The 20,510-nt window shown below is 37.7% G+C and carries 24 protein-coding genes and 1 tRNA gene; 6 read left to right on the top strand and 19 right to left on the bottom strand.

Annotated elements, in window-relative coordinates:
* Nucleotides 1-33 precede the first annotated feature (33 nt).
* Nucleotides 34-588, top strand: a complete 555-nt coding sequence (locus AC5YGB_RS01190) for a 5-formyltetrahydrofolate cyclo-ligase (RefSeq protein ID WP_496137476.1) — start codon at nt 34-36, stop codon at nt 586-588.
* On the opposite strand, the gene AC5YGB_RS01185 is transcribed toward AC5YGB_RS01190, so the two are convergent.
* The 9 genes from AC5YGB_RS01185 to AC5YGB_RS01145 form a co-directional block, all read right to left on the bottom strand.
* The gene (locus AC5YGB_RS01185; protein WP_496137475.1) at nt 585-1,757 is read right to left on the bottom strand and encodes an FAD-dependent monooxygenase; all 1,173 of its coding nucleotides are present in this window, start codon (nt 1,755-1,757) and stop codon (nt 585-587) included. The genes AC5YGB_RS01190 and AC5YGB_RS01185 overlap by 4 nt on opposite strands.
* A complete protein-coding gene (gene pmbA, locus AC5YGB_RS01180; protein WP_496137474.1) occupies nt 1,758-3,074 on the bottom strand; it encodes a metalloprotease PmbA in 1,317 nt (438 codons plus the stop codon).
* A gap of 56 nt (nt 3,075-3,130) precedes the next feature.
* The gene (locus tag AC5YGB_RS01175) at nt 3,131-3,979 is read right to left on the bottom strand and encodes a transporter associated domain-containing protein (protein ID WP_496137473.1); all 849 of its coding nucleotides are present in this window, start codon (nt 3,977-3,979) and stop codon (nt 3,131-3,133) included.
* Nucleotides 3,980-4,021: 42 nt separating this feature from the next.
* Nucleotides 4,022-4,318, bottom strand: coding sequence for an RnfH family protein (locus tag AC5YGB_RS01170; RefSeq protein WP_496137472.1), 297 nt, complete (start codon nt 4,316-4,318; stop codon nt 4,022-4,024).
* Nucleotides 4,308-5,045 (bottom strand): 1-(5-phosphoribosyl)-5-[(5-phosphoribosylamino)methylideneamino]imidazole-4-carboxamide isomerase, encoded by a 738-nt coding sequence (gene hisA / locus AC5YGB_RS01165; RefSeq protein ID WP_496137471.1) that lies wholly within the window; start codon nt 5,043-5,045, stop codon nt 4,308-4,310. Before hisA ends, AC5YGB_RS01170 begins: the two co-directional genes overlap by 11 nt.
* A gap of 91 nt (nt 5,046-5,136) precedes the next feature.
* Nucleotides 5,137-6,162, bottom strand: a complete 1,026-nt coding sequence (gene tsaD / locus AC5YGB_RS01160; protein ID WP_496137470.1) for a tRNA (adenosine(37)-N6)-threonylcarbamoyltransferase complex transferase subunit TsaD — start codon at nt 6,160-6,162, stop codon at nt 5,137-5,139.
* The gene (gene lptB / locus AC5YGB_RS01155) at nt 6,155-6,886 is read right to left on the bottom strand and encodes an LPS export ABC transporter ATP-binding protein (protein ID WP_496137469.1); all 732 of its coding nucleotides are present in this window, start codon (nt 6,884-6,886) and stop codon (nt 6,155-6,157) included. Before lptB ends, tsaD begins: the two co-directional genes overlap by 8 nt.
* A 37-nt stretch (nt 6,887-6,923) precedes the next feature.
* Entirely contained in the window at nt 6,924-7,679 is a 756-nt protein-coding gene (locus AC5YGB_RS01150) for a biotin--[acetyl-CoA-carboxylase] ligase (RefSeq protein ID WP_496137468.1), read from the bottom strand.
* Nucleotides 7,658-8,020: a diacylglycerol kinase gene (locus AC5YGB_RS01145; protein WP_496137467.1), complete on the bottom strand. Its 363-nt coding sequence runs from the start codon at nt 8,018-8,020 to the stop codon at nt 7,658-7,660. The genes AC5YGB_RS01150 and AC5YGB_RS01145 overlap by 22 nt, the downstream gene beginning before the upstream one ends.
* A 95-nt stretch (nt 8,021-8,115) precedes the next feature.
* Between AC5YGB_RS01145 and truA the strand changes: the two genes are divergently transcribed.
* On the top strand, nt 8,116-8,859 hold the full coding sequence (gene truA / locus AC5YGB_RS01140; protein ID WP_496137466.1) for a tRNA pseudouridine(38-40) synthase TruA: 744 nt from the start codon (nt 8,116-8,118) through the stop codon (nt 8,857-8,859).
* Here the strand turns inward: truA and AC5YGB_RS01135 are convergent, their stop codons facing one another.
* The 4 genes from AC5YGB_RS01135 to purB all read right to left on the bottom strand — a co-directional run bounded on the left by AC5YGB_RS01135 (nt 8,860) and on the right by purB (nt 13,344).
* A complete protein-coding gene (locus tag AC5YGB_RS01135) occupies nt 8,860-10,707 on the bottom strand; it encodes a sulfate permease (protein WP_496137465.1) in 1,848 nt (615 codons plus the stop codon). It abuts the gene before it with no gap.
* Between the two features lie 86 nt (nt 10,708-10,793).
* The gene (rimM, locus tag AC5YGB_RS01130; RefSeq protein ID WP_020028443.1) at nt 10,794-11,312 is read right to left on the bottom strand and encodes a ribosome maturation factor RimM; all 519 of its coding nucleotides are present in this window, start codon (nt 11,310-11,312) and stop codon (nt 10,794-10,796) included.
* Nucleotides 11,313-11,316: 4 nt separating this feature from the next.
* Entirely contained in the window at nt 11,317-11,925 is a 609-nt protein-coding gene (rpsP, locus tag AC5YGB_RS01125) for a 30S ribosomal protein S16 (RefSeq protein WP_496137464.1), read from the bottom strand.
* Between the two features lie 54 nt (nt 11,926-11,979).
* Complete coding sequence (gene purB, locus AC5YGB_RS01120; protein WP_496137463.1) at nt 11,980-13,344, bottom strand: adenylosuccinate lyase; 1,365 nt, start codon at nt 13,342-13,344, stop codon at nt 11,980-11,982.
* A gap of 93 nt (nt 13,345-13,437) precedes the next feature.
* Between purB and acnB the strand changes: the two genes are divergently transcribed.
* Nucleotides 13,438-15,996 carry a bifunctional aconitate hydratase 2/2-methylisocitrate dehydratase gene (gene acnB, locus AC5YGB_RS01115; protein WP_496137462.1) on the top strand — a complete coding sequence of 853 codons (2,559 nt, stop codon included), beginning with the start codon at nt 13,438-13,440 and terminating at the stop codon, nt 15,994-15,996.
* Between the two features lie 58 nt (nt 15,997-16,054).
* On the opposite strand, the gene rpmG is transcribed toward acnB, so the two are convergent.
* Together rpmG and rpmB are read right to left on the bottom strand one after the other, a co-directional pair.
* On the bottom strand, nt 16,055-16,210 hold the full coding sequence (gene rpmG, locus AC5YGB_RS01110; RefSeq protein WP_020023743.1) for a 50S ribosomal protein L33: 156 nt from the start codon (nt 16,208-16,210) through the stop codon (nt 16,055-16,057).
* Nucleotides 16,211-16,220: 10 nt separating this feature from the next.
* On the bottom strand, nt 16,221-16,457 hold the full coding sequence (rpmB, locus tag AC5YGB_RS01105; RefSeq protein WP_020023744.1) for a 50S ribosomal protein L28: 237 nt from the start codon (nt 16,455-16,457) through the stop codon (nt 16,221-16,223).
* A 113-nt stretch (nt 16,458-16,570) separates the two neighbouring features.
* Between rpmB and AC5YGB_RS01100 the strand changes: the two genes are divergently transcribed.
* The 3 genes from AC5YGB_RS01100 (at nt 16,571) to AC5YGB_RS01090 (ending at nt 17,806) form a co-directional block, all read left to right on the top strand.
* A tRNA-Ser gene (locus AC5YGB_RS01100) sits at nt 16,571-16,660 on the top strand.
* Nucleotides 16,661-16,792: 132 nt separating this feature from the next.
* A complete protein-coding gene (locus tag AC5YGB_RS01095; protein WP_496137461.1) occupies nt 16,793-17,131 on the top strand; it encodes a P-II family nitrogen regulator in 339 nt (112 codons plus the stop codon).
* A gap of 129 nt (nt 17,132-17,260) precedes the next feature.
* The gene (locus AC5YGB_RS01090) at nt 17,261-17,806 is read left to right on the top strand and encodes a CIA30 family protein (protein WP_144417912.1); all 546 of its coding nucleotides are present in this window, start codon (nt 17,261-17,263) and stop codon (nt 17,804-17,806) included.
* A 1-nt stretch (nt 17,807) separates the two neighbouring features.
* Here AC5YGB_RS01090 and AC5YGB_RS01085 read toward each other — a convergent pair whose 3' ends face one another.
* From AC5YGB_RS01085 to AC5YGB_RS01070, 4 genes are all read right to left on the bottom strand, one after another.
* Nucleotides 17,808-18,185 carry a type II 3-dehydroquinate dehydratase gene (locus AC5YGB_RS01085; protein ID WP_496137999.1) on the bottom strand — a complete coding sequence of 126 codons (378 nt, stop codon included), beginning with the start codon at nt 18,183-18,185 and terminating at the stop codon, nt 17,808-17,810.
* A gap of 56 nt (nt 18,186-18,241) precedes the next feature.
* Complete coding sequence (locus AC5YGB_RS01080; protein ID WP_496137460.1) at nt 18,242-18,712, bottom strand: type II 3-dehydroquinate dehydratase; 471 nt, start codon at nt 18,710-18,712, stop codon at nt 18,242-18,244.
* Between the two features lie 86 nt (nt 18,713-18,798).
* Nucleotides 18,799-19,365 (bottom strand): HDIG domain-containing metalloprotein, encoded by a 567-nt coding sequence (locus AC5YGB_RS01075; RefSeq protein ID WP_496137459.1) that lies wholly within the window; start codon nt 19,363-19,365, stop codon nt 18,799-18,801.
* The gene (locus AC5YGB_RS01070; protein ID WP_496137458.1) at nt 19,358-20,458 is read right to left on the bottom strand and encodes a gamma-butyrobetaine dioxygenase; all 1,101 of its coding nucleotides are present in this window, start codon (nt 20,456-20,458) and stop codon (nt 19,358-19,360) included. Before AC5YGB_RS01070 ends, AC5YGB_RS01075 begins: the two co-directional genes overlap by 8 nt.
* Nucleotides 20,459-20,510 lie beyond the last annotated feature (52 nt).

Genomic DNA, 20,510 nt, shown 5'->3' with positions numbered 1-20,510 from the left:
CTAAAATTAGTACATATTTAAATAAATTGCTGAATGAAAGAACTTCGAAAAAAACTAAGAATAATTAGAAAGTCAATCGATACGCCAACTCGAAAAAAGCAAGGTAAAAAACTCCTGTATCAATGCCAAAAAAATGCCATCTTCAGAAATGCGAAACATATTGCAATTTTCACACCTAATGATGGTGAAATCGAAACTATTGACACCATAAATTTTCTAACGCATCAGGGTTATTATGTATATTTACCGATTCTTGTTGGGGAAAAACTTAAGTTTGCAAAGATTGGTAAACTATTTAGAAAGAATAGATTTGGTATAGATGAGCCAATCTTTAGTCCTCTTGTTGGCGCTCATAAGATGGAGCTTATTCTGATGCCTCTCGTCGGATTTGATGCAAATAAAAATCGACTTGGAATGGGGGGAGGATTCTATGATAAAACTCTGAGCTTTCATACCAAATTAAAGAATTTTAGAGTACCAAAATTATTTGGATTAGCATTTGATGCTCAAGAGGTGAGTCGTCTTTCTTCTCAGCCCTGGGATGTTCCAGTCGATGGAATAGTCACTCCAACGCGATTTATATGTTAACTATTTTTATTCACTTTTCCTAAGGCTTGTCTTTGAAAAAAAGATTTTAGGATGGGAGTTTCATCTATTAAATTCATTCCATAACCCCTAAGCCATCTTATTGATTCGTTATTCTCTTTGTAAATCCAGTCCAGTCCTGTCATGGTCTTTGACATCATTTCATTGTCTAGCCTTCTTGCTCTTGCATACTTCCGAAGGACAATAAAATCGCCCAGTGGTTTGTCAATATTTTCGGATAACTGTTTACTGAGCTCGATGACATCAGAAAAGCCCAGATTTGCACCTTGGCCAGCCAGTGGATGAATATTGTGAGCAGCATCACCAATCAATGCTAAATTTTCAAGAACGTACTCTTTTGCACTTCTTGAGACCAAAGGAAAACTTTTCTTACTACTTTGAAGTTCCAAAAATCCAAATTGATACTCTGATGCCTCAGATAACATTTTATTGAATATGCTTATTGTTTTTGTTTCAAGCTCATTAGCAAGTGTCTCTTTACAGGACCAAACAATCGAAGCCTGATTTTCTGATAGAGGCAATATGGCAAGAATACTATCTGATAAAAATCTTTGCCATGTGGTATCCATCAAAGGCTTTTCACTTACAATATTTGCAATAATTGCTTTTTGTTGATAATCATGCTCGGTGACTTGAATCTCTGCCAAATCTCTTACTTTTGATTGAGGTCCATCTGCCCCGATCAAAAGGTTACATGAGTAACTTTCACCATTGTCTAGATCTAATGTATAACCTGAGTCTGTTTTTGTTAATTCAGTTAGCTTTGCATTAATCATGGTGACTTTAGATTGATCAACCGCATTAAAAAGGGCAGCTTGAATGAGATCATTCTCTACAATGTGACCTAAGTATTCAATGCCTTCATCTTTTGCATAGAAATTAAGATGGCCATGTGAGTTTTGATCCCACACTTTGGTGACACTAAACCCTTTTTTTCTTTTTATCTTATCCCAGACATTGATTGAACATAAAAAATCTTGGGTAGATGGTGTAATAGCGCTAACCCGGGTATGAAATGAGTCATTTATTGTTGGATTACAATTATTTGGGTCAATAATTGCAATACTTAATTCCATTTTTTTTGATAGTTCAACCACTAATGAGAGTCCAATCATGCCACCACCAACTATGATGACATCAAACTCTTTCAATTACCCTTCCCCAGCAATTGTCATTTCACTTATCAAGGTAGTGCCTACTTTTAGATTGCTTCTTAGATCAAAATCATTACCAACATAGGTAATGTTTTTAAGCATATCCTTTAAGTTTCCAGCTATTGTGATGCCAGAGACTGGGTATTGAATCTCTCCATTTTCTACCCAAAAACCGCTTGCACCTCGAGAATAATCACCTGTTGTTGCATTGACACCATGCCCCATCAAGTCTGTAACAATGAGGCCTTTTTTCATTTCTTTGGTTAGCTCAGCAAGCCCACCATCATAATTAGAATTAACTCTACAATTACTCACTCCTCCGGCATTTGCGGTGGTTTTTAAACCAAGTTGATTGGCAGAATATTGGCCCATCATGTAAGTTGAAACTATGCCATTTTCTACAAAAAACTGCTTAGATTTTAATACACCGTCTAGGTCAAATGCTCTTGCTCCAAGTGTTTTAGCTTTTAATGGATCCTCAAATATACTGATCGATTCATTCAAAACAACCTTACCTAATGAGTCAAGAAGAAAAGAGGTTTTCTTGAATTGTCTTGAACCACTGAGAGCACCAAGCAATTGAGAGAATAAACCTGAGGACTGTCTTGGTACAAAAATAACAGGACACTTCTGAGATTTTAAATTTCTTGAGCCAAGTTTTTGTTGTGCTAAGCTTGCTGCCTTTTGACCTATTTTAGAAGGGCTTATTAAATCATTTGAGTCTAATGCAATTGAATACTCATAAGCAGTCTGCATTTCTGCATCTCTTTTAGCAATCAAAGAGCAGTGAAGAGAATGTCTGGTATTTTTTATACTTGTAACTAATCCATTTGAATTTGCATAATAAGTTTCACCCTCATAACTTGATAATTCAGCACCATCAGAGTTATCAATTTCATTCTGCTCAAGTGCAATTTGTTCACATTCTGTGGCAATTTCTATACTCTGCTTAGCTTCCAATTTCCATGGATGATAAAGATCCAAATCAGGTGCATCCCAAGCCATCTTATCTTTTGGTGCTAAACCATTAAATGGATCCCCTTGAGTGTATTTAGCAATCATACAAGCAGAATCAATAGCCTTTTTTAAGCTTTCTTTACTAAGATCAACACTGGTCGCTTGACCTTTATTCTTTCCAAAATAGACACTGACATCAAAACTTGTGTCCAAGTGATATTGAAGTGTTTCTACATTTGACAATCTTACTGCTGTTGAAACTCCTGAGCTCTTACCAATAGAAAACTCAAAATCGCTCGCTTTATTCTGCTTAATTAGGTCAATAACTAATTGCGTTGTCTGTTCTAGTGAATTCATAATGCTGGATTATACTAACTGACTGATATTAAATGAAGCCTCAATGATTGCTTTTTTCATTCTTTCGCCTTGCGATCACTCAGCTTATGTTGAACTTCAAGAAGGTGTAGCCTGCGGTTGTCTGTTTTTAAAACTTTGAATTGGAATCCATGAAGACTGATTTCACTCATTTGTTCAGGCAAGTAACTAAAGCCAGAGATAACTAATCCAGCAACAGTATCATAATCATCACTAGCAATGCTGGAATTAAAAAACTCGTTAAATTCTGTCAATGTTGTGTTGGCTTGAAGCAAATAACGACCATCGCCATAATCTATAATGTTGTCTTCCTCTTTATCATGTTCGTCTTCAATTTCTCCAACAATTTGCTCTATGACATCCTCTAAAGTTACCAATCCAGCTATTTCACCATACTCATCAAGTACTATTGCCATATGTGATTTATTTTGTTGAAACTCACGCAGTAAAGCTCCCAATGGCTTACTTTCAGGGACAGATAAAGCGTCTCGAAGATACTCTCTGTAGTTAAATTCTTCCTCTTGGTTCTTTGCAAAATGTGACAGCAAATCTTTAGCTAAAACAACACCTAAAATTGAGTCTTGCTCTTCGTTATGAATTGGAAATCTTGAGTGAGACGATGCCACCATAACCTGGAGGAGATTTTTTGTAGTTGACTCGGAATCAATCATGATCATCTTTGATCGTGGAACCATGACATCGCGCACTTTTAAACTTTCAACCTGTAATGCTCCCTCAATAACTGACCTACTGTAAGGGTCAATTACGAGATTCTCTTCAGCCTCCTCTAAGGCCTGCATTAGTTGTGCTCTTGGTTTTAAAGCTTTAGGAAAAAACTTATCAAATAACTTAAAAAATGATCTACTCGGAGGTTTGTCGTCGCTCATAAAATTATTAAATGTGTTATGGGTGATCTATTTTACCTTGAATTAGGCCTTTTTATTGACTCGCATTGCCTTACCCTCAGCTGCCCTCTCTTTACGAACTTTTTTTGGATCAGCAATGAGAGGTCTATAAATCTCAACTCTGTCTTTCTCTCTCAGTATTGTCTCTAAGGTTGCGAATTTTGAAAAAATTCCTACTCTGTCTTTAGATAAATCAATTTCCTCATAAGTATCAAGAATACCTGATGCCAAAACTGCCTCTTTAAGTGTTGTACCATTTTTTACCTCAATACTAATAAGGCTTTGCTTAATAGCTATGGCATAAGCCACCTCAACTATCATAAATATCGCTCATTGTTTGGGCATCATTAAAGTCGAGCTGCCCTTCATAGATAGCCCTTCCAGTTATAGCGCCCATTATCCCATGATGGGCATTTTTCAAAAGTGCAGCTATATCATCCAGATTAGTTATTCCGCCAGATGCAATGATTGGAATAGATGTTTTTTTAGCAAGATTCGCAGTCGCTTCAACATTGACACCTTGCATCATCCCATCCCTCGCAATGTCAGTATAAACAATAGAATTAACTCCATACTGTTCATATTTTTTAGATAGCTCTACAACATCTATATCCGTTTGTTTTGCCCAACCATCTGTAGCAACAAGACCATTATTCGCATCAAGACCCACAATAATTTTATTAGGAAATTCGTCACAAAGTTTTTCGACAAAATCAGGATTGGTTACTGCCATAGTTCCAATGATGAGATAGCTTATCCCTGCTTCAATATATGCATTTGCAGTCTGTAAATCACGAATACCTCCGCCAATTTGTACTGGGAGATTTGGGAAAGACTTAGTAATCTCATTGACACAGTCGGCATTTATAGGTTTACCCTCAAATGCACCATTGAGGTCAACCAAATGAAGTCTTCTTGCTCCCTCTGCAACCCATTTGGAGGCCATTTCAGCAGGATTATTTGAAAAAACAGTTGTATCCTCCATAATCCCTTTACGGAGCCGGACACATTGACCATCTTTTAAGTCGATCGCTGGAATAATAATCATAAGAGTATTTATTTAGCTGAGAAGTTTTAGTTGTGTTTTAAATTATACTCTATGCTCTGGAAACAGAGGCTCCATAAAGAAAATCGAATAATTAATCCACCGGCAGAAGCTCTTCAAGACTCCATCGAGGCTTAATGGTTATTTCATAATTTTGATTACTTTGGCCTGCAAGAAATCTATAGTGTCCAGCTAAAGCAATCATCGCACCGTTATCCGTACAAAAATCTAGCGCAGGATAAAAAACACTTGCATTATTTTTCGTTGTCATCTCATTCAAAGATTCACGCAGAGATAAATTAGCGCTAACTCCACCAGCCACCACAAGTGTTTTATATCCAGTTTGTTTAAGGGCTCTATTGCATTTTATTGTTAATGTTTCAGTGGCTGCAACTTCAAATGCTTTAGCAATATTAGCTTTCTCTTCAGGGAAGTCAATGAATGTGTTTCTTGCGTATGTCTTCAAACCACTAAAACTGAAATCAAGCCCGGGTCTGTCAGTCATCGGTCTTGGAAAAGTGAATCGATTCTTATCACCTTGTTTAGCTAGATTTGCAAGAGCAGGACCACCTGGATAACCCAAACCAAGTATTTTTGCAGTTTTATCAAATCCCTCGCCAACTGCATCATCCAGTGACTCTCCTAGAATTTTATATTGACCAATTCTAGGAACATCTACAAGCAAAGTATGGCCTCCAGAAACTAAAAGCGCTACAAAAGGAAATTCAGGCCTTTCAGCCTCTAAAAGTGGAGCTAAAAGATGTCCTTCCATATGATGAACACCTAATGCAGGGATACCTAAACCCCATGCTAAACTCTGAGCAATTGAACCGCCAACTAAAAGTGCTCCCGATAAGCCTGGTCCAGCAGTATATGCAATGCCAGTAAGTTCATTTAATTTGATTCCACTCTCATTAAGAGCCTCTTTAATCAAGGGTATGGCTCTTTGAATATGATCTCTAGAAGCTAGTTCTGGAACTACACCACCATATTCTGCATGAAGACTCACTTGGGAAAATAACTTATGTGAAATAAGGCCGCCCTCACTAGTATAAATCCCGATTCCTGTTTCATCACATGAGGATTCAATCCCCAAAGTAATAAAGTTTTTACTAGCCACCAACGCTCTCACCTAAGTAAACTTTTTTCACTTCTTCATTGGCCAAAATTGAATCTTTGCCGCCCTGCGCTATGATTTTTCCTGCACTTAAGACATAAGAATGATTACACGTATCAAGCATTTCCCTATAGTTGTGATCTGTAATTAAAATCCCAATTCCTTTATCTCTCAGTTGATAAATTATTTCTTGAATATCACCAACTGAAATTGGATCAATGCCGGCAAATGGTTCATCTAATAAAATGAATTTTGGATCCATCGCTAAGGCTCTAGCAATTTCAACCCTTCTTCGCTCTCCACCAGATAAAGTAATGCCCTTTATGTGGCGAACATGCTCAACCTTAAATTCGGATAAAAGTTCTTCGAGTCTTAAAGGTCTATCTTTTTTTGAAACCGATTTGTTCATTTCTAAGACTGCCATAATATTGTCTTCGACGCTTAGCTTACGGAAAATAGATGGCTCCTGAGGAAGGTATCCAAGACCCAGCTTTGCACGCTTATGCATTGGCATATGGCCGATACTCTTATTGTCTAGAGTTACTTGACCTCTGCTCGACCTTACAAGGCCACAAGTTATATAGAAGCAAGTTGTCTTACCAGCGCCATTTGGACCCAGTAAACCAACAATTTCACCACCTTTAACAGAAAATGAAACATCATTAACAACCTCACGACGTGCATATTTTTTATAAAGATTTTTAACTTCTAACTGGTGATTTAACATTCCATTCAAGCGGCTGTATTATGAAAACTATCTTACCCTAAATGTACTCAATATGGATAGAGCTATAGACCTCTTTTAAGCCATCTGTTGTTGAAATCCTAAGCGCCCCATGCTCACTAATTCCATCCACTTCACCTTCAAAAATTTCTTTTGAATCTTTTGATCTAATTTTGAGTCCTTTGAGCATATCATAATCGTTCCAGTCTGTTAGCAGATTAGAGAGCCCTTCGGATTCAAAATCCTTCGACATGGCTAATATATTCTTTATGAATGCAGCAGTTAATGTGTCAAAACTAGGTAATTTTTTTAAAATTTGTGCCAAATCAGTCCAAGGAGTATCAATATTAATGTTGTAATCTAGCTGATAATTAACGCCAACTCCAATAACTACATACTGAACCCCTTTATGAATATTATTTTCCATCAAAATGCCTGCTAATTTTTTATTTCCATAATAAACATCATTAGGCCACTTAATTTTTAAACCTTGAAGCTGGCATTCCTCCTCTATGGATTTAATAATGGCCATTCCAATTACTAAACTGAGTCCATTTAGATTTGTATCAACACTAAAACATTTGCGAAGTGAAAAGAGAATACTGCCATCTTTTTGGGACGCCCAGTCTCTTCCATGTTGACCTTTTCCCATAGTTTGTTCTCTAGCAATACAAAGCTGAGTTCTTTTTGAATAGGGAACCTTTGTCAGGTAAGAACTTGTGCTCTCTATTGAATCAAAAAAATGACAATCAATATCATCTTCGATTAACTTCCTTAGAGAAGAATAATGATCCATGTGAACAAGAATATAATTAGTGAGATAAGCACTGCTGCTGACGCTACATCTTTAGCAAAACCTGACAACTCATTGTGTTCAAGGCCGACTCTATCAACAACTGCCTCAATAGCAGAGTTTAACATTTCAACAATTAAAACTAAAAATATAGGAAAAATAAGAAGTACTTTTTCGATTGAGGATTCACCAAGCCAGTAACCAATTGGAACCAAAAAAACGGCTAACCATACTTCAAGCCTAAACGCGTATTCTGATTGATAACATGCCTTTAAACCCTGAGCTGAATAGATAGAAGCAGACCAAAGTTTTTTAATACCAGTCGGTTTTTGATTTTCTGTCATATAATTAGCATCCAAATTAGACTCGTCAGGCGAGTCAGAATAATTTGTTAAAATATTAAGATTGATTTTACAATAAAAAAATTTAGTGGTTGATTATGAAAATTGCATTAGGCGTTGAATATTTTGGTAAGAATTTTCATGGCTGGCAAGTTCAAAAATCTGGCCTTCGAACTGTACAGAGCTCTGTTGAAGCCTCTTTAGCAAAAGTAGCAAACCACCCTGTGCGTGTATTTTGTAGTGGGAGAACAGACTCAGGAGTTCATGCCATGGAACAAGTCATTCATTTTGAAACGTCAGTAATTAGAACAGAACGAGCCTGGCTTTTTGGTGGGAATGTTAACCTTCCAAGTGATGTCAACTTTAAATGGGTTAAGGAGGTGAGTGATGACTTTCATGCAAGGTTTAGTGCTTTTGCAAGATCCTATGAATACAAGATCCATCATAACCCTGTTAGGTCATCACTTAAAGGGGATTATTATTTGTGGGAGCCAAGAGCTCTAGATATAACTAAGATGCAAACAGCTGCAGATTTACTGGTTGGAGAGCATGACTTTTCTTGCTTTAGAGGAAGCCTTTGTCAGGCAAAATCACCAATTAAAACGATTGAATATATTCAAATTGAATCATCTATAGACGAGCTGATCATCAGCATTAAGGCGAATGCCTTCCTTCATCATATGGTTCGAAATATTGTTGGAACCCTTTTAAAAATTGGAAGGGGTGAGAAGAATGTTGAGTGGATGTCATCTGTATTGGCAAGTAAAGATCGAAGAGAGGCGGGGCCAACCGCAGAGCCACAAGGCCTTTATTTTATCAAAGCGTTCTATGAAGAGATTTAATTAATTTGATTCGTTGGTGTCGTCAATATCTTCTACTTGCGCTTCGTCTTTTTCTTTCTCAATGTTTTCTAACTCCTGCCAAACATATTTTAGGGCGTCCGCTCTTAAATCAAAAAAACGATTTTCGCCATAACGTTTTTTGAATCCTGATCGGAATAATTCTGCTTCTAACCTTTCTGTTCTTGCAAAAAGTATTTCAACTCCAGAGCTTGAACAACTCTCTACCAGACTTGATAATACTTGTTCACCACTTGCATCCACTTGAACAATCGATGCCACATCAACAATGACATACTGGAGTTCGTCATTATTTTTAGCAATCAATTCAAGTAACTTTGTTTCAAAATAAGCAGCATTTGCAAAGTAAAGTGAGCCGCTCCACTTAGCAACCTTGACGGATTGACTTGCTTCAACAGATTCATCAGCGAATCTTGACGCAATAATTGACCCATGTTCGACTGATAACTCGGTAAAGTTTGGCTCCATCGTTCTGTAAAGAAACAAACCTAATGACAGAATGACTCCAAATGCGATTCCGTTCTCAAGATGGGGCGCAAAAGTTAGCGTCATCACAAAAGTCAACAAACCAACCAAACCGTCATGCTTCTCTACTTTCCATGCGTGCCTGAGTGGTGAGAAGTGAACCAGGTTGACAACAGCCATTAAAATAATTGCAGCAAGAGTGGCCTGAGGAAGATGGTATAGCAAAGGGGTTAGCCAAACGATGGTTAACCCTACGATAATAGCAGTCACGACAGATGAAAATCCAGTCACTGCTCCTGCTGTCAAATTGACTGCTGATCGCGAAAAAGATCCTGAAACCGAGTAACCTTGAAAAAAACTTGAGGTCACGTTTGATAAACCCTGACCAATTAATTCCTGGTTAACATCTAATCGCTGTTTCGTGGTTGCAGCCATTGATTTAGCAACAGAAATCGCCTCCATAAATCCAATTAATGAAATTGTAATTGCATAGATAAACAAAGTTCCAACCGCGTTGAAATCAAATCTTGGCACCTTAAAGCTAAATAGTCCATCAATATTAATTGAGCTTACAATCGCTCCACCCATAGCCTGGAAGTCCATCAAGAATGACGCTACTGTTGAAAGAACTGCTACTGACAAAATAGCTGGAAATCTTGGGAAAAAACGCTGAAAAAGTACAATACCTATTACACCAGAAATAGCCATAGCCAAGGTGGGTAGATGGGTATGAAAGACTGCCGCTTCTAGAAGTCTTGCTATCGTTTGGTAACTCTGATCTGCATTACAAATTGCGTGCAGCCCATTAACATCTATTGACTCAATTCTTTCAATGATCGTCAATGGTTGGCAGGCACTTACCCAGTCAGTATCATTTGAACTAATAACCCTAATTCCAAAAACCTTTGGAAGTTGAGAAGCACCAATAATGATTGCTGCAGCATTCGTAAAGCCTGTAACCACAGGATGTGAGAGGAAGTTAATTACAAAACCTAACCTGAGAACACCCAGTGAAAACTGAAATACGCCAACAATTAATGCTAGAAGTGCTGCGTACACTGCGTAACTCGCCGGATCAGTCACGATTTCACCAAGTGCTGCAGCAGTTAACAAGGAAACAACGGCAACTGGTCCAGTAGAAAGTTGTCTTGATGAGCCCATCAATGCACCAATTAAAACCGGTAAGAATGAGGCATAAAGACCATATTGCGGACCTAAACCTGCAAGCTGTGCATAGGCCATTGACTGAGGAATTATAACGAATGCAACTGTTGTGCCCGCCAAAATATCCGCTTTTAAGTTCTTAGGGTTACTTAAATCTTTAATCCATAACAAAAACGGAAATAGTCTTGTTATCCAATTCATGAAATATGATTCTGAAATTTTGTATTTAATTCAGCAATAAGTCTACCTCACTAGCGAAGGCAAACACAGAATTTTTTTACTAGTAATTAAAAATCTTTATCCCAGTCAACAAAAATTTCTTTCTTTTTTGAATCGACTGAAACAAGGTACGGCTCAATGTATGGAATCCAATGTTCTTTTTTACCTTTTACAACTAAGACATTATTTGCGCCAGTTTCAACAAAATAATCAACTAATCCAAGACTTTCTTTATTCTGATTTAAAACCGTAAACCCTATCAGCTCATGCCAATAGTATTGATCCTCATTCAATTCTGGAAGCTGTTCTTTGTCGATATATATATCTTTACCAATCAGTTTTTGAGAATCTTCACGGGTATCAATTCCACTTATATGTGCGACAATTGTTTTTGACTGTTCTCGTCCATTCTTTATTTCTATTTTTTGAAGCTCCCCATCAACATCAATTGACCAAGGTGAGTAGTTTAGGATATTAACTCTGGGTTTGGTGTATGAAAAAACTTTTACCCAGCCCTGTAAACCAAAAAAGCCATTAATCTTTCCGACTAATAGCTTTTTTTCGTTTGAGTGAGGTGCAGATGACACCAAATTATTTTTCTTCAGATTCTTCAGCTGGCTTTTCTTCTGCTGCGGCTTCTTCTGCAGGAGCTTCTGCTGCTGCGGCTTCTGCTGCTGCTTCTTCTACTGGAGCTTCTGCTGCGGCTTCTGCTGCTGCTTCTTCTACTGGAGCTTCTGCTGCGGCTTCTTCTACTGGAGCTTCTGCTGCGGCTTCTTCTACTGGAGCTTCTGCTGCGGCTTCTGCTGCTGCTTCTTCTACTGGAGCTTCTGCTGCGGCTTCTGCTGCTGCTGCCTCTTTAGCCTCTAGATCAGCTTTTGCTTTTTCTTCTGCTGCAATCTTTTTAGCTTTATCATCTGCCTTTGCTGATTGTTTAGCTAATTGCTTTTCACGAATAGAGGGATCTCTGTACTCTTTTACAAGCTGCTTAACGCGATCCGAAATCTGCGCGCCTTGAGAAATCCAATGTGACAGTCTGTCTTCTTCGAGTTGAAGCCTGACTTCTTGTCCGCGAGCGACAGGATTAAAATATCCAATACGCTCAATGTAACCACTATCTCTTCTCTTTCTAGAGTCTGTCGCTACAATCGAATAAAAAGGGTTTTTCTTGGCTCCACCTCGGGCTAGTCTTATCTTAACCATGGGTTTTTTGCTCCTTAGATTGTTAAATTATTAAGGCGAGAAATTATATCAGTTTTAGATGTTGCGTGCTAATTTAATCGCATCCCCAATATAGTTCATTGGCGTTAACTTGTTCAGTTCTTTTTTTGCCTCTAAGGGGATGTCCAAAGAGGCAATAAAATCACTGAGAATTTTGGCGTCAATTTTCTTTCCCCTTGTCAGAGCCTTAAGTTTCTCATAGGGATTTGACACGCCATACCTGCGCATTACAGTTTGAATTGGTTCAGCGAGAACTTCCCATGAATTATTCAGATCTTCGATCAGTTTTTCTTCATTTACTTCAAGTTTTTTTATGCCTTTGCAAATTGAAGCATACGAAATTAAACAATGTGCACTACTAACGCCTAAATTTCTTAAAACAGTAGAATCTGTCAAGTCACGCTGCCATCTTGATATAGGAAGTTTTGTTGCAAAATGCTCTCCAATGGCAATGGCTAATCCAAGATTGCCCTCAGCATTTTCAAAATCAATGGGGTTGACCTTATGCGGCATAGTTGAAGAACCTATTTCCCCTTTAACTGTTTTTTGAGTGAAATAACCTAATGAAATGTAGCCCCAAACATCACGGCAAAAGTCAATTAAGATGGTGTTAAATCTATTTAATGCATGAAAATACTCAGCAATATAATCATGTGATTCAATCTGTGAACTATAAGGAGCGTAATTCACTCCGAGACTCTCAATAAAGCTCTTAGAAACTTTTTCCCAATCAACTTCAGGATACGCACTGAGATGAGCATTGAAATTTCCAACTGCACCATTAAACTTACCCATTATTTGAACATCTTTCAGCTGCTTTATTTGTCTCTGCAGTCGATAAGAGAAGTTTGCCATCTCTTTTCCAAGAGTTGTGGGAGATGCTGTTTGACCATGCGTTCTTGAAAGCATTGGAATTTCAGCATTTTCCCTTGCTAAGCCAGTCATTAGATTCAAAGTTTCTGTCATTTCAGCCAAAAGAACCTCTCTTCCATTTTCAAGCATAAGCGCATGTGATAAATTATTAATATCCTCTGAGGTGCATGCAAAATGAATAAACTCATTCACTTTATGAAGTTCAGGAGTTGAAGATACTTTCTCTTTCAAGAAATACTCAATCGCTTTAACATCATGATTGGTTGTCTTTTCAATTTCTTTTATTGCTCTTGCATCATCTATAGAAAAATTATCGGCAATAGCTAATAATTTTTTGTTGGCTTCAGAGCTAAACAAGGGAACTTCAGATATTTCTGAATTGTTTGACATTGCCTCTAACCATCGCACTTCAACTAAAAGCCTATACTTTATGAGCCCAAATTCACTAAATATAGTTTTGAGTTGAGCGGTCTTATCGCTGTAACGCCCATCGATTGGTGAAATAGAGGTAAGTTTATCAAATGTCATAATACGAACTAATGCTTCAAAAAATTTAAGCCTTCATATTAAAAAGGATAAAATTATACTCTTTTATTTAATCACCTAATAACCAGTATTACTATGATAAAAGCTTACTTAAAGCACTGTGAAGAGAGAAAGTCGGACAATCTTCCACCACTAGCACTCGATGCAAAACAAACTAAGTCTGTCGTAGAGAGCCTAATATCAGGGCTTGATGATGACTTCTATTTGAATTTACTCACTCATAGAGTCCCGCCGGGTGTTGATGAAGCTGCTTATGTAAAAGCTGGTTTTTTAACTAGTATTGCTAAAGGAGAACAGTCTTGCAATGCGATCTCAAGAAAACATGCTACTTTTTTGCTAGGAACAATGCTTGGTGGATATAGCATCGAATCCTTAATTAATCTTCTGGATGATGATGAAACTGCTGAGGAAGCCTGTAAAGCACTATCTCATACAATACTTATCTATGAGGCCCACCAAAGCATAATGGAAAAGTCAGCAAACAACGCACATGCGAAGAAGATAGTTGATTCATGGGCTTCAGCTGACTGGTTTACCTCCAAAGAGCCTCTTCCTGAGAGCATTAAAGTGACAGTATTTCGTGTCGATGGTGAAACCAATACTGATGACCTTTCACCAGCAACTGAAGCCTGGTCTCGTCCTGATATCCCTCTTCATGCAAAAGCAATGCTTGTCAAAAAAATGGATAAGCCCCTTGAAAAAATTGAAGAATTAAAGCAAAAGGGCAATTCTCTTGCCTATGTTGGAGATGTAGTGGGTACTGGCTCTTCAAGAAAATCAGCAATTAACTCGGTTTTATGGCATATGGGTGAACCTATTGACTACATTCCTAATAAAAATAGTGGTGGCATAGTCCTTGGTGGCAAAATTGCTCCAATATTTTTTAATACAGCTGAGGATTCAGGGGCACTTCCAATTCAATGCGACGTTTCAGAACTCAAAATGGGTGATGAGATTACAATTTATCCATATGAAGGCAATATTAAAGATGCATCTGGAGAAGTTATTTCAAAATTTAATCTTGCGCCTAGTACGATGCCAGATGAGGTTCGTGCTGGTGGCAGAATTCCACTTATTATTGGAAGAGGTTTAACAGATAAAACAAGAGCTGAACTTGGCTTAGCGGTGAGTGATGTGTTTCTTCGTCCAGTGGACCCAAAGAATAGTTCATTAGGATTTACCTTAGCTCAAAAAATTGTTGGTAAAGCTTGTGGTGTTAAAGGTATAAGGCCCGGAACCTATTGTGAGCCTCGCATGAGTACAGTTGGATCTCAAGACACAACAGGAGCAATGACTCGAGATGAGCTCAAAGAATTAGCTTGTTTAGGATTTTCTGCTGATCTAGTTATGCAGAGTTTTTGTCACACAGCTGCTTATCCTAAGCCCATTGATCTTGAGTTGCAGCACACACTCCCAGACTTCATGCATTCACGAGGTGGCGTGTCACTCAAACCAGGCGATGGCATTATTCATTCTTGGTTAAATCGCATGCTTTTGCCAGACTCTGTTGGAACTGGTGGCGACTCTCATACGCGTTTCCCAATAGGAATTAGTTTTCCAGCTGGCTCTGGCCTTGTTGCATTTGGTGCCTCAATTGGAGTGCTACCATTAGACATGCCTGAATCAGTTTTAGTCAGGTTTAAGGGTGAGATGCAACCTGGAATCACTCTAAGGGACCTTGTCAATGCAATCCCATATGTTGCCATTCAAAAGGGATTACTCACTGTTGATAAATCTAACAAGAAAAATATTTTTTCTGGACGCGTTCTTGAAATTGAGGGACTTGGAGATCTAAAAGTTGAGCAAGCATTTGAGCTTGCAGATGCAACAGCAGAGAGGTCGGCAAATGGATGTACTGTAAAGCTTAATAAAGAACCCATTGCAGAATATTTAAATTCAAATATTACACTTCTCGGCTCGATGATTGATTCTGGCTATGATGATAAAAAAACAATAGCAAAAAGAATACAGGATATGAAAAAGTGGCTTGATAATCCAGAGCTTCTTGAGGCTGATAAAGATTGCGAGTATTCAGAGGTCATTGAAATAAATCTTAATGACATTAAGGAGCCAATCTTAGCCTGTCCAAATGATCCAGATGATGTAAGACTTCTATCATCAGTTGCCAAAACATCAATAGATGAAGTTTTCATTGGCTCTTGTATGACCAATATTGGACATTTCAGGGCTGCGGCACAGCTACTCAAAGATAAGTCAGAGCTTAATACAGTTTTATGGGTGGTGCCTCCAACAAGAATGGATGAAAAACAGTTAAGGGCTGAGGGAATATATGAAACCTTTGAGCGACTTACAGACAGGACTGAGGTCCCAGGCTGCTCACTTTGTATGGGAAACCAAGCAAGGGTTGAAGAAGGAGCATCTGTCGTTTCAACCTCGACCAGAAACTTTCCAAATCGATTAGGAGATAACAGCAATGTATTTTTAGCATCAGCAGAGGTTGCTGCAATCTCTGCTAAGCTAGGGTATATTCCTACTTCTGAAGAGTACTTATCCTTAATGAAAGACATTGAGCCTTTATCAGGTGAAATATATCAGTATCTCAATTTTGACCAAATCGCAGATTATCAAGAATCTTCTTCCAATGTTCCACTTGAGATGATCCTACAAAGTTAAACTTTAGGTAATTAAAAAGCCGCTCTAAAGCGGCTTTTTTTATGAATATTATTAAGGATTACTTAATCTTTGCTTCCTTATACATTACGTGTTTTCTTACAACAGGATCAAATTTTTTAACTTCAACCTTTTCTGGGTGAATTCTTTTATTTTTAGTTGTAGTGTAATAGTGACCTGTTTCAGCTGAAGAAACCAGTTTAATTTTTTCTCTCATAACTTACTCCTTATACCTTTTCGCCGCGTCCGCGGATTTCTGCTAAAACAACATCAATGCCCTTTTTATCAATAACGCGAAGACCTCTTGCAGATAACTTCAACTTAACAAAACGGTTTTCAGCCTCAACCCAAAAACGGTGAGTATGAAGGTTAGGGTAAAAACGACGACGCGTTCTGTTATTCGCGTGAGAAACGTTATTTCCACTTATAGGTCTCTTACCAGTTACTTGGCATACTTTAGACATAACGATCACCTAATCAAATTTCTAAAAAGGGAGAATTATACGCAAAAAATTGCAGTTTTTTTAAATAAATTTTATTTACTTTATTCATAAAAACGGTATCATACCAATCTTTCGGAGGGATGGCAGAGCGGTTGAATGCACTGGTCTTGAAAACCAGCAAGGGCTAATACCCTTCCAGGGTTCGAATCCCTGTCCCTCCACCATTCATACATGCTTTTCAAGCAGTTTCTAAAAAATCAATTTAAAATTGTAATCCATTGCTACTTAAATACAATTTAAGTATATTATTTCTCCTATAACTCAATAAGTTAAAGACAAAATAATAAGGATTATCTTTGAAACTAGTTACTGCAATATTAAGGCCTGAAATTTTAGACAAAGTTAGAGAAGCGCTTTGTGATGTTGATATACCAGGCATGACTGTTACCGAAGTCAAAGGTTTTGGCAAACAAAAAGGTCACACCGAACACTATCGAGGCACAGAGTTTACTGTTGAATTTGTCCACAAGGTCAAACTTGAAATTGCCATTTCTACTAAAAATTTAGATTTAGTCATTAATGTTATAAGTGATATCGCTCAATCTGGGCAAAAAGGTGATGGAAAAATCTTTGTCTCTGACATCGAAAAAGTAGTTCGTATTCGAACTGGTGAAACCAATCAAGATGCTCTTTAACTGAGCCAAAATAAAATAATTTAAGTGTTTATAAAATAAACATATAATAAGCTTTTTATTAATAAAAAATTCGCTTTTATGCCCTTATATTCATCCATTCAATCCAAATTAAAACATCTTCTAGTACTAATGTCATTTTCAATCTTATCAATTAGTTCAAATGTAATTGCAAATGATGAAGTACTTGCTTATCCATTCAACGCAGATAGTGGCAGGTACTGGCAGTACGTTAGTGATAGGGTCATGGGTGGTGTCTCTGATGGCAAGGTAAATCTTGAACAAGACGGTGAAATGTATTACGCAAGACTTACTGGTAATGTAAGTACAGCAAACAACGGTGGCTTTATTCAATTGCGTGCGAGTGTTTCATTTGCAAATTCTGAAAAGGAAGGGGAGAATCTTAAAGGCGTTCGACTGAACGTAAGAGGAAATGGTGAAACTTACTACATCCATATCCGAACAAATGAGAGTTGGTCGCCTTCAGACTATTATGCTACAACTTTCATAGCTAGTGAGGAGTGGCAAATGATTGACCTTCCTTTTAATAAATTTGAACGAAGATGGTCAAAGGACTCGACCTTGGATCCAAAAAAAATTAGGAGTTTTGGTATTGTTGCTTATGGCAAAGACTATGTTTCTGATATTTCAGTCTCAACACTAGAGTTTTACTATTAGGCTAGGATCTTTGTAAATCTGCCAACAACTCAATGACATGGCTATACCCATCTGCACCAAGACCAGCAACTACTGCATCCACAGCTGGAGAGACAAAAGAAATATGACGAAATGACTCACGTAAATGTGGATTCGAAATATGTAACTCTATCTTCAAGCCAGGAAAAGACTTTAAAGCATCATGAATTGCAATTGATGTATGAGTATAAGCAGCAGCATTAATGACAATTACATCAATTTTTTCTTTTATTGCGCTCTGAATCCACTCAACTATTTCACCTTCATAATTAGACTGCATAAATTTCACATTATTGCCATCTTTAAGACCTTGTTCTATACACTCTTTTGAAATACTATCTAATGTATCATGCCCATAAATCTCGGGCTCGCGTCAGCCAAGTAGGTTTATATTTGGACCATTGATAACAAAAATATTCATGATTTTTGACTCAACTGCTTATTGACTGCTCTAATAGCAAGATCATAGCTATGGATACCAAATCCACTTACAAAACCAACATTCCCTTCCGAAGCCTTTATTGGACTATTAATATTAACTCCCTTCTGGAAAATATTTGCAATATGCACCTCAATAACTGGCTTTTTTTGATTAGCCATGGCCTCTATATTAGATGCGTATAGATCGGGGTCTAAAGAGGCTGCATTAGAATAAGCAGCAGGATTAATTATTAAAGCATCAAACTCCTTAGAGGCCTTTAAAAGATAGTTTGATAACTCAGCCTGATCATCAGTTTGACAAAAATCCACACTAATCCCTAAACTATTGCAAGTTTCTAAACATTTTTTTTGGACCTTTTCCAAAGTAAGGTTATCATGGCCGAATTCATTAAAGTTGCTCAAATCTGAAAGCCCAGGGCCATTGATTATTAATAATTTTTTTTTCATAAAGTGATTAATTTCAATTTATTACCACAATATTATACTTTCCGAATGAAACTATATAGAAAGATTAAAAATCAAGTATTTATTTACTAAATATTACTGATTAATTGAGCCTCAATTAAAGACCGATAGTATGAAAATGGTGGACATTGCTTGTTCGGGTCTTTAGCTTCTTCATCCCAGTGGCGCAGATTGACACACTGCTCTAAATAATCATTTTTTTCAAACTCTCTCACCTCATACTCACTCATTGGACCTCCTTGAAGATTCAAGGTGTGGATTGAGGCTGATGAGAGACGTTCAAAATAATCAGGTTGAACTGCGCAAAGATATCGCTTTGCAGAGACATGCTGACGAATTGGCTCAACGACTGATGCCGGAAAATACTCTTCAAGAAAATTAGCACCTGCCTCTTCATGATAGTTATTAATACCTTTAGCTAATGATGACTCAGGAATTTCATTTTTGTAATGCCCAATATCATGAAGAAGTGCCGCTACTATTTGACTATTATCAGCACCCGCTTCTTCAGCACACTGAGCGGCCTGAAGCATGTGCTGTGCCATCGTAACTTCCTCGCCTAAGTAGGACTCAGCACCTCGCCTTTCAAAAATATCTTCAATAAGATCTACTATATATTCTGGGGTATTAGTCATTATTATTTTTCATTTCTAGCCTGTTAAGAAGACTATAAAGGCCATCCAAATCAGAATATGCACCCTGCAGATGGCGTTTGCCAGATTTAGAGAATTCTGTTCTAGCGTGCATCACTCGAGTATTATCAAAAAGCATTAAATCGCCCTCAGATAGCTTGAATTGAATCTTTAATTCATCCCTCTCAATAACCTCACTCCAGTGACGGTATGCCTTATAAAAAGACCTCATTTTATCTTGAGGCACATTGATCGTATCGATTGAACGGTTGTTGTATCGAACCTTGATAACTTCTTTTTTATCATTTAACTCAATCATCGGTACCCTTGAGCGAAGCTCAGTTTTACTGTCTGAAAAGCGATAATTAATCCAGGTATTTGCTAAGGATAGAAAACTCTCTTCACTCTCTTCTCGAAGAATAGATGCGGCTTTAAAACCATCAACCAAAATTGACTCTCCGCCCTCGGTAGAACTCTCAAGGCAATGCAGTAATTGGACTGTTGGAACAGGATCCCTGTAAGGATTATCTGTGTGAGAGCCAAGCCCAAGATTGGTAAAGGCAAGGTTATTCGGGTTGACCTCTGTTCTTACCTCAAACAAAGCCCCATAGTTTGTCTCTCTAGTGAACCCCAACTCACTAATCACTTTCAACACTTGGCCGTCTTGGGTTGGAACGTCATTTAAAACAAAGAAACCAGACTCTCTAAGCGACCTAAGCGCTAAGACCTTGGAAGTATCATCATAATGCATCAAGTCATAGCTGATAAAAGGAAGTCCATTATCAAAGCTATCTTTTTTCCATAATTTTTTGTACTTTTCGCTCCTATCCTCGAAATGACTGTTGAGTTCATAGCAGTTTTCCCTGAGCCACTTCTGAGAAAAGACTGACAAGTGATTTTCAGGTTGAAACATCACGCAAACATTTCCCTCAGCATCCTTGTAAGCCTTTTCAATAGTAATATTAGAGGGAAGATCTTTAACGCTAAATAGTCTTTGCCCGTTATCTAAGTTTCTTGATTCAGGCATCTGACAGTGGTCTCTTAGCCAGAGACTGTAAAGAGAGCTTTTGTTTCCATCACTCCAATCTATGACCAACTCATCACCGACTATAGAAATTATTTTGATTAAATCGATTTGTATCCCCTTT

Source organism: Candidatus Pseudothioglobus sp. uisw_142, from assembly GCF_059512465.1.
Note: the sequence above shows the minus strand (reverse complement) of the source record. Positions and strands in the feature narration are given on the sequence as shown.

Excerpts from the sequence above, each read along its gene's own strand:
- AC5YGB_RS01190 (WP_496137476.1), top strand. The coding sequence starts at position 34 with ATGAAAGAACTTCGAAAAAAACTAAGAATAATTAGAAAGTCAATCGAT.
- pmbA (WP_496137474.1), bottom strand. The coding sequence starts at position 3,074 with ATGAATTCACTAGAACAGACAACGCAATTAGTTATTGACCTAATTAAG.
- AC5YGB_RS01175 (WP_496137473.1), bottom strand. The coding sequence starts at position 3,979 with ATGAGCGACGACAAACCTCCGAGTAGATCATTTTTTAAGTTATTTGAT.
- AC5YGB_RS01170 (WP_496137472.1), bottom strand. The coding sequence starts at position 4,318 with ATGATAGTTGAGGTGGCTTATGCCATAGCTATTAAGCAAAGCCTTATT.
- hisA (WP_496137471.1), bottom strand. The coding sequence starts at position 5,045 with ATGATTATTATTCCAGCGATCGACTTAAAAGATGGTCAATGTGTCCGG.
- lptB (WP_496137469.1), bottom strand. The coding sequence starts at position 6,886 with ATGTTAAATCACCAGTTAGAAGTTAAAAATCTTTATAAAAAATATGCA.
- AC5YGB_RS01150 (WP_496137468.1), bottom strand. The coding sequence starts at position 7,679 with ATGGATCATTATTCTTCTCTAAGGAAGTTAATCGAAGATGATATTGAT.
- AC5YGB_RS01145 (WP_496137467.1), bottom strand. The coding sequence starts at position 8,020 with ATGACAGAAAATCAAAAACCGACTGGTATTAAAAAACTTTGGTCTGCT.
- truA (WP_496137466.1), top strand. The coding sequence starts at position 8,116 with ATGAAAATTGCATTAGGCGTTGAATATTTTGGTAAGAATTTTCATGGC.
- AC5YGB_RS01135 (WP_496137465.1), bottom strand. The coding sequence starts at position 10,707 with ATGAATTGGATAACAAGACTATTTCCGTTTTTGTTATGGATTAAAGAT.
- rpsP (WP_496137464.1), bottom strand. The coding sequence starts at position 11,925 with ATGGTTAAGATAAGACTAGCCCGAGGTGGAGCCAAGAAAAACCCTTTT.
- purB (WP_496137463.1), bottom strand. The coding sequence starts at position 13,344 with ATGACATTTGATAAACTTACCTCTATTTCACCAATCGATGGGCGTTAC.
- acnB (WP_496137462.1), top strand. The coding sequence starts at position 13,438 with ATGATAAAAGCTTACTTAAAGCACTGTGAAGAGAGAAAGTCGGACAAT.
- rpmG (WP_020023743.1), bottom strand. The coding sequence starts at position 16,210 with ATGAGAGAAAAAATTAAACTGGTTTCTTCAGCTGAAACAGGTCACTAT.
- rpmB (WP_020023744.1), bottom strand. The coding sequence starts at position 16,457 with ATGTCTAAAGTATGCCAAGTAACTGGTAAGAGACCTATAAGTGGAAAT.
- AC5YGB_RS01090 (WP_144417912.1), top strand. The coding sequence starts at position 17,261 with ATGTCATTTTCAATCTTATCAATTAGTTCAAATGTAATTGCAAATGAT.
- AC5YGB_RS01080 (WP_496137460.1), bottom strand. The coding sequence starts at position 18,712 with ATGAAAAAAAAATTATTAATAATCAATGGCCCTGGGCTTTCAGATTTG.
- AC5YGB_RS01075 (WP_496137459.1), bottom strand. The coding sequence starts at position 19,365 with ATGACTAATACCCCAGAATATATAGTAGATCTTATTGAAGATATTTTT.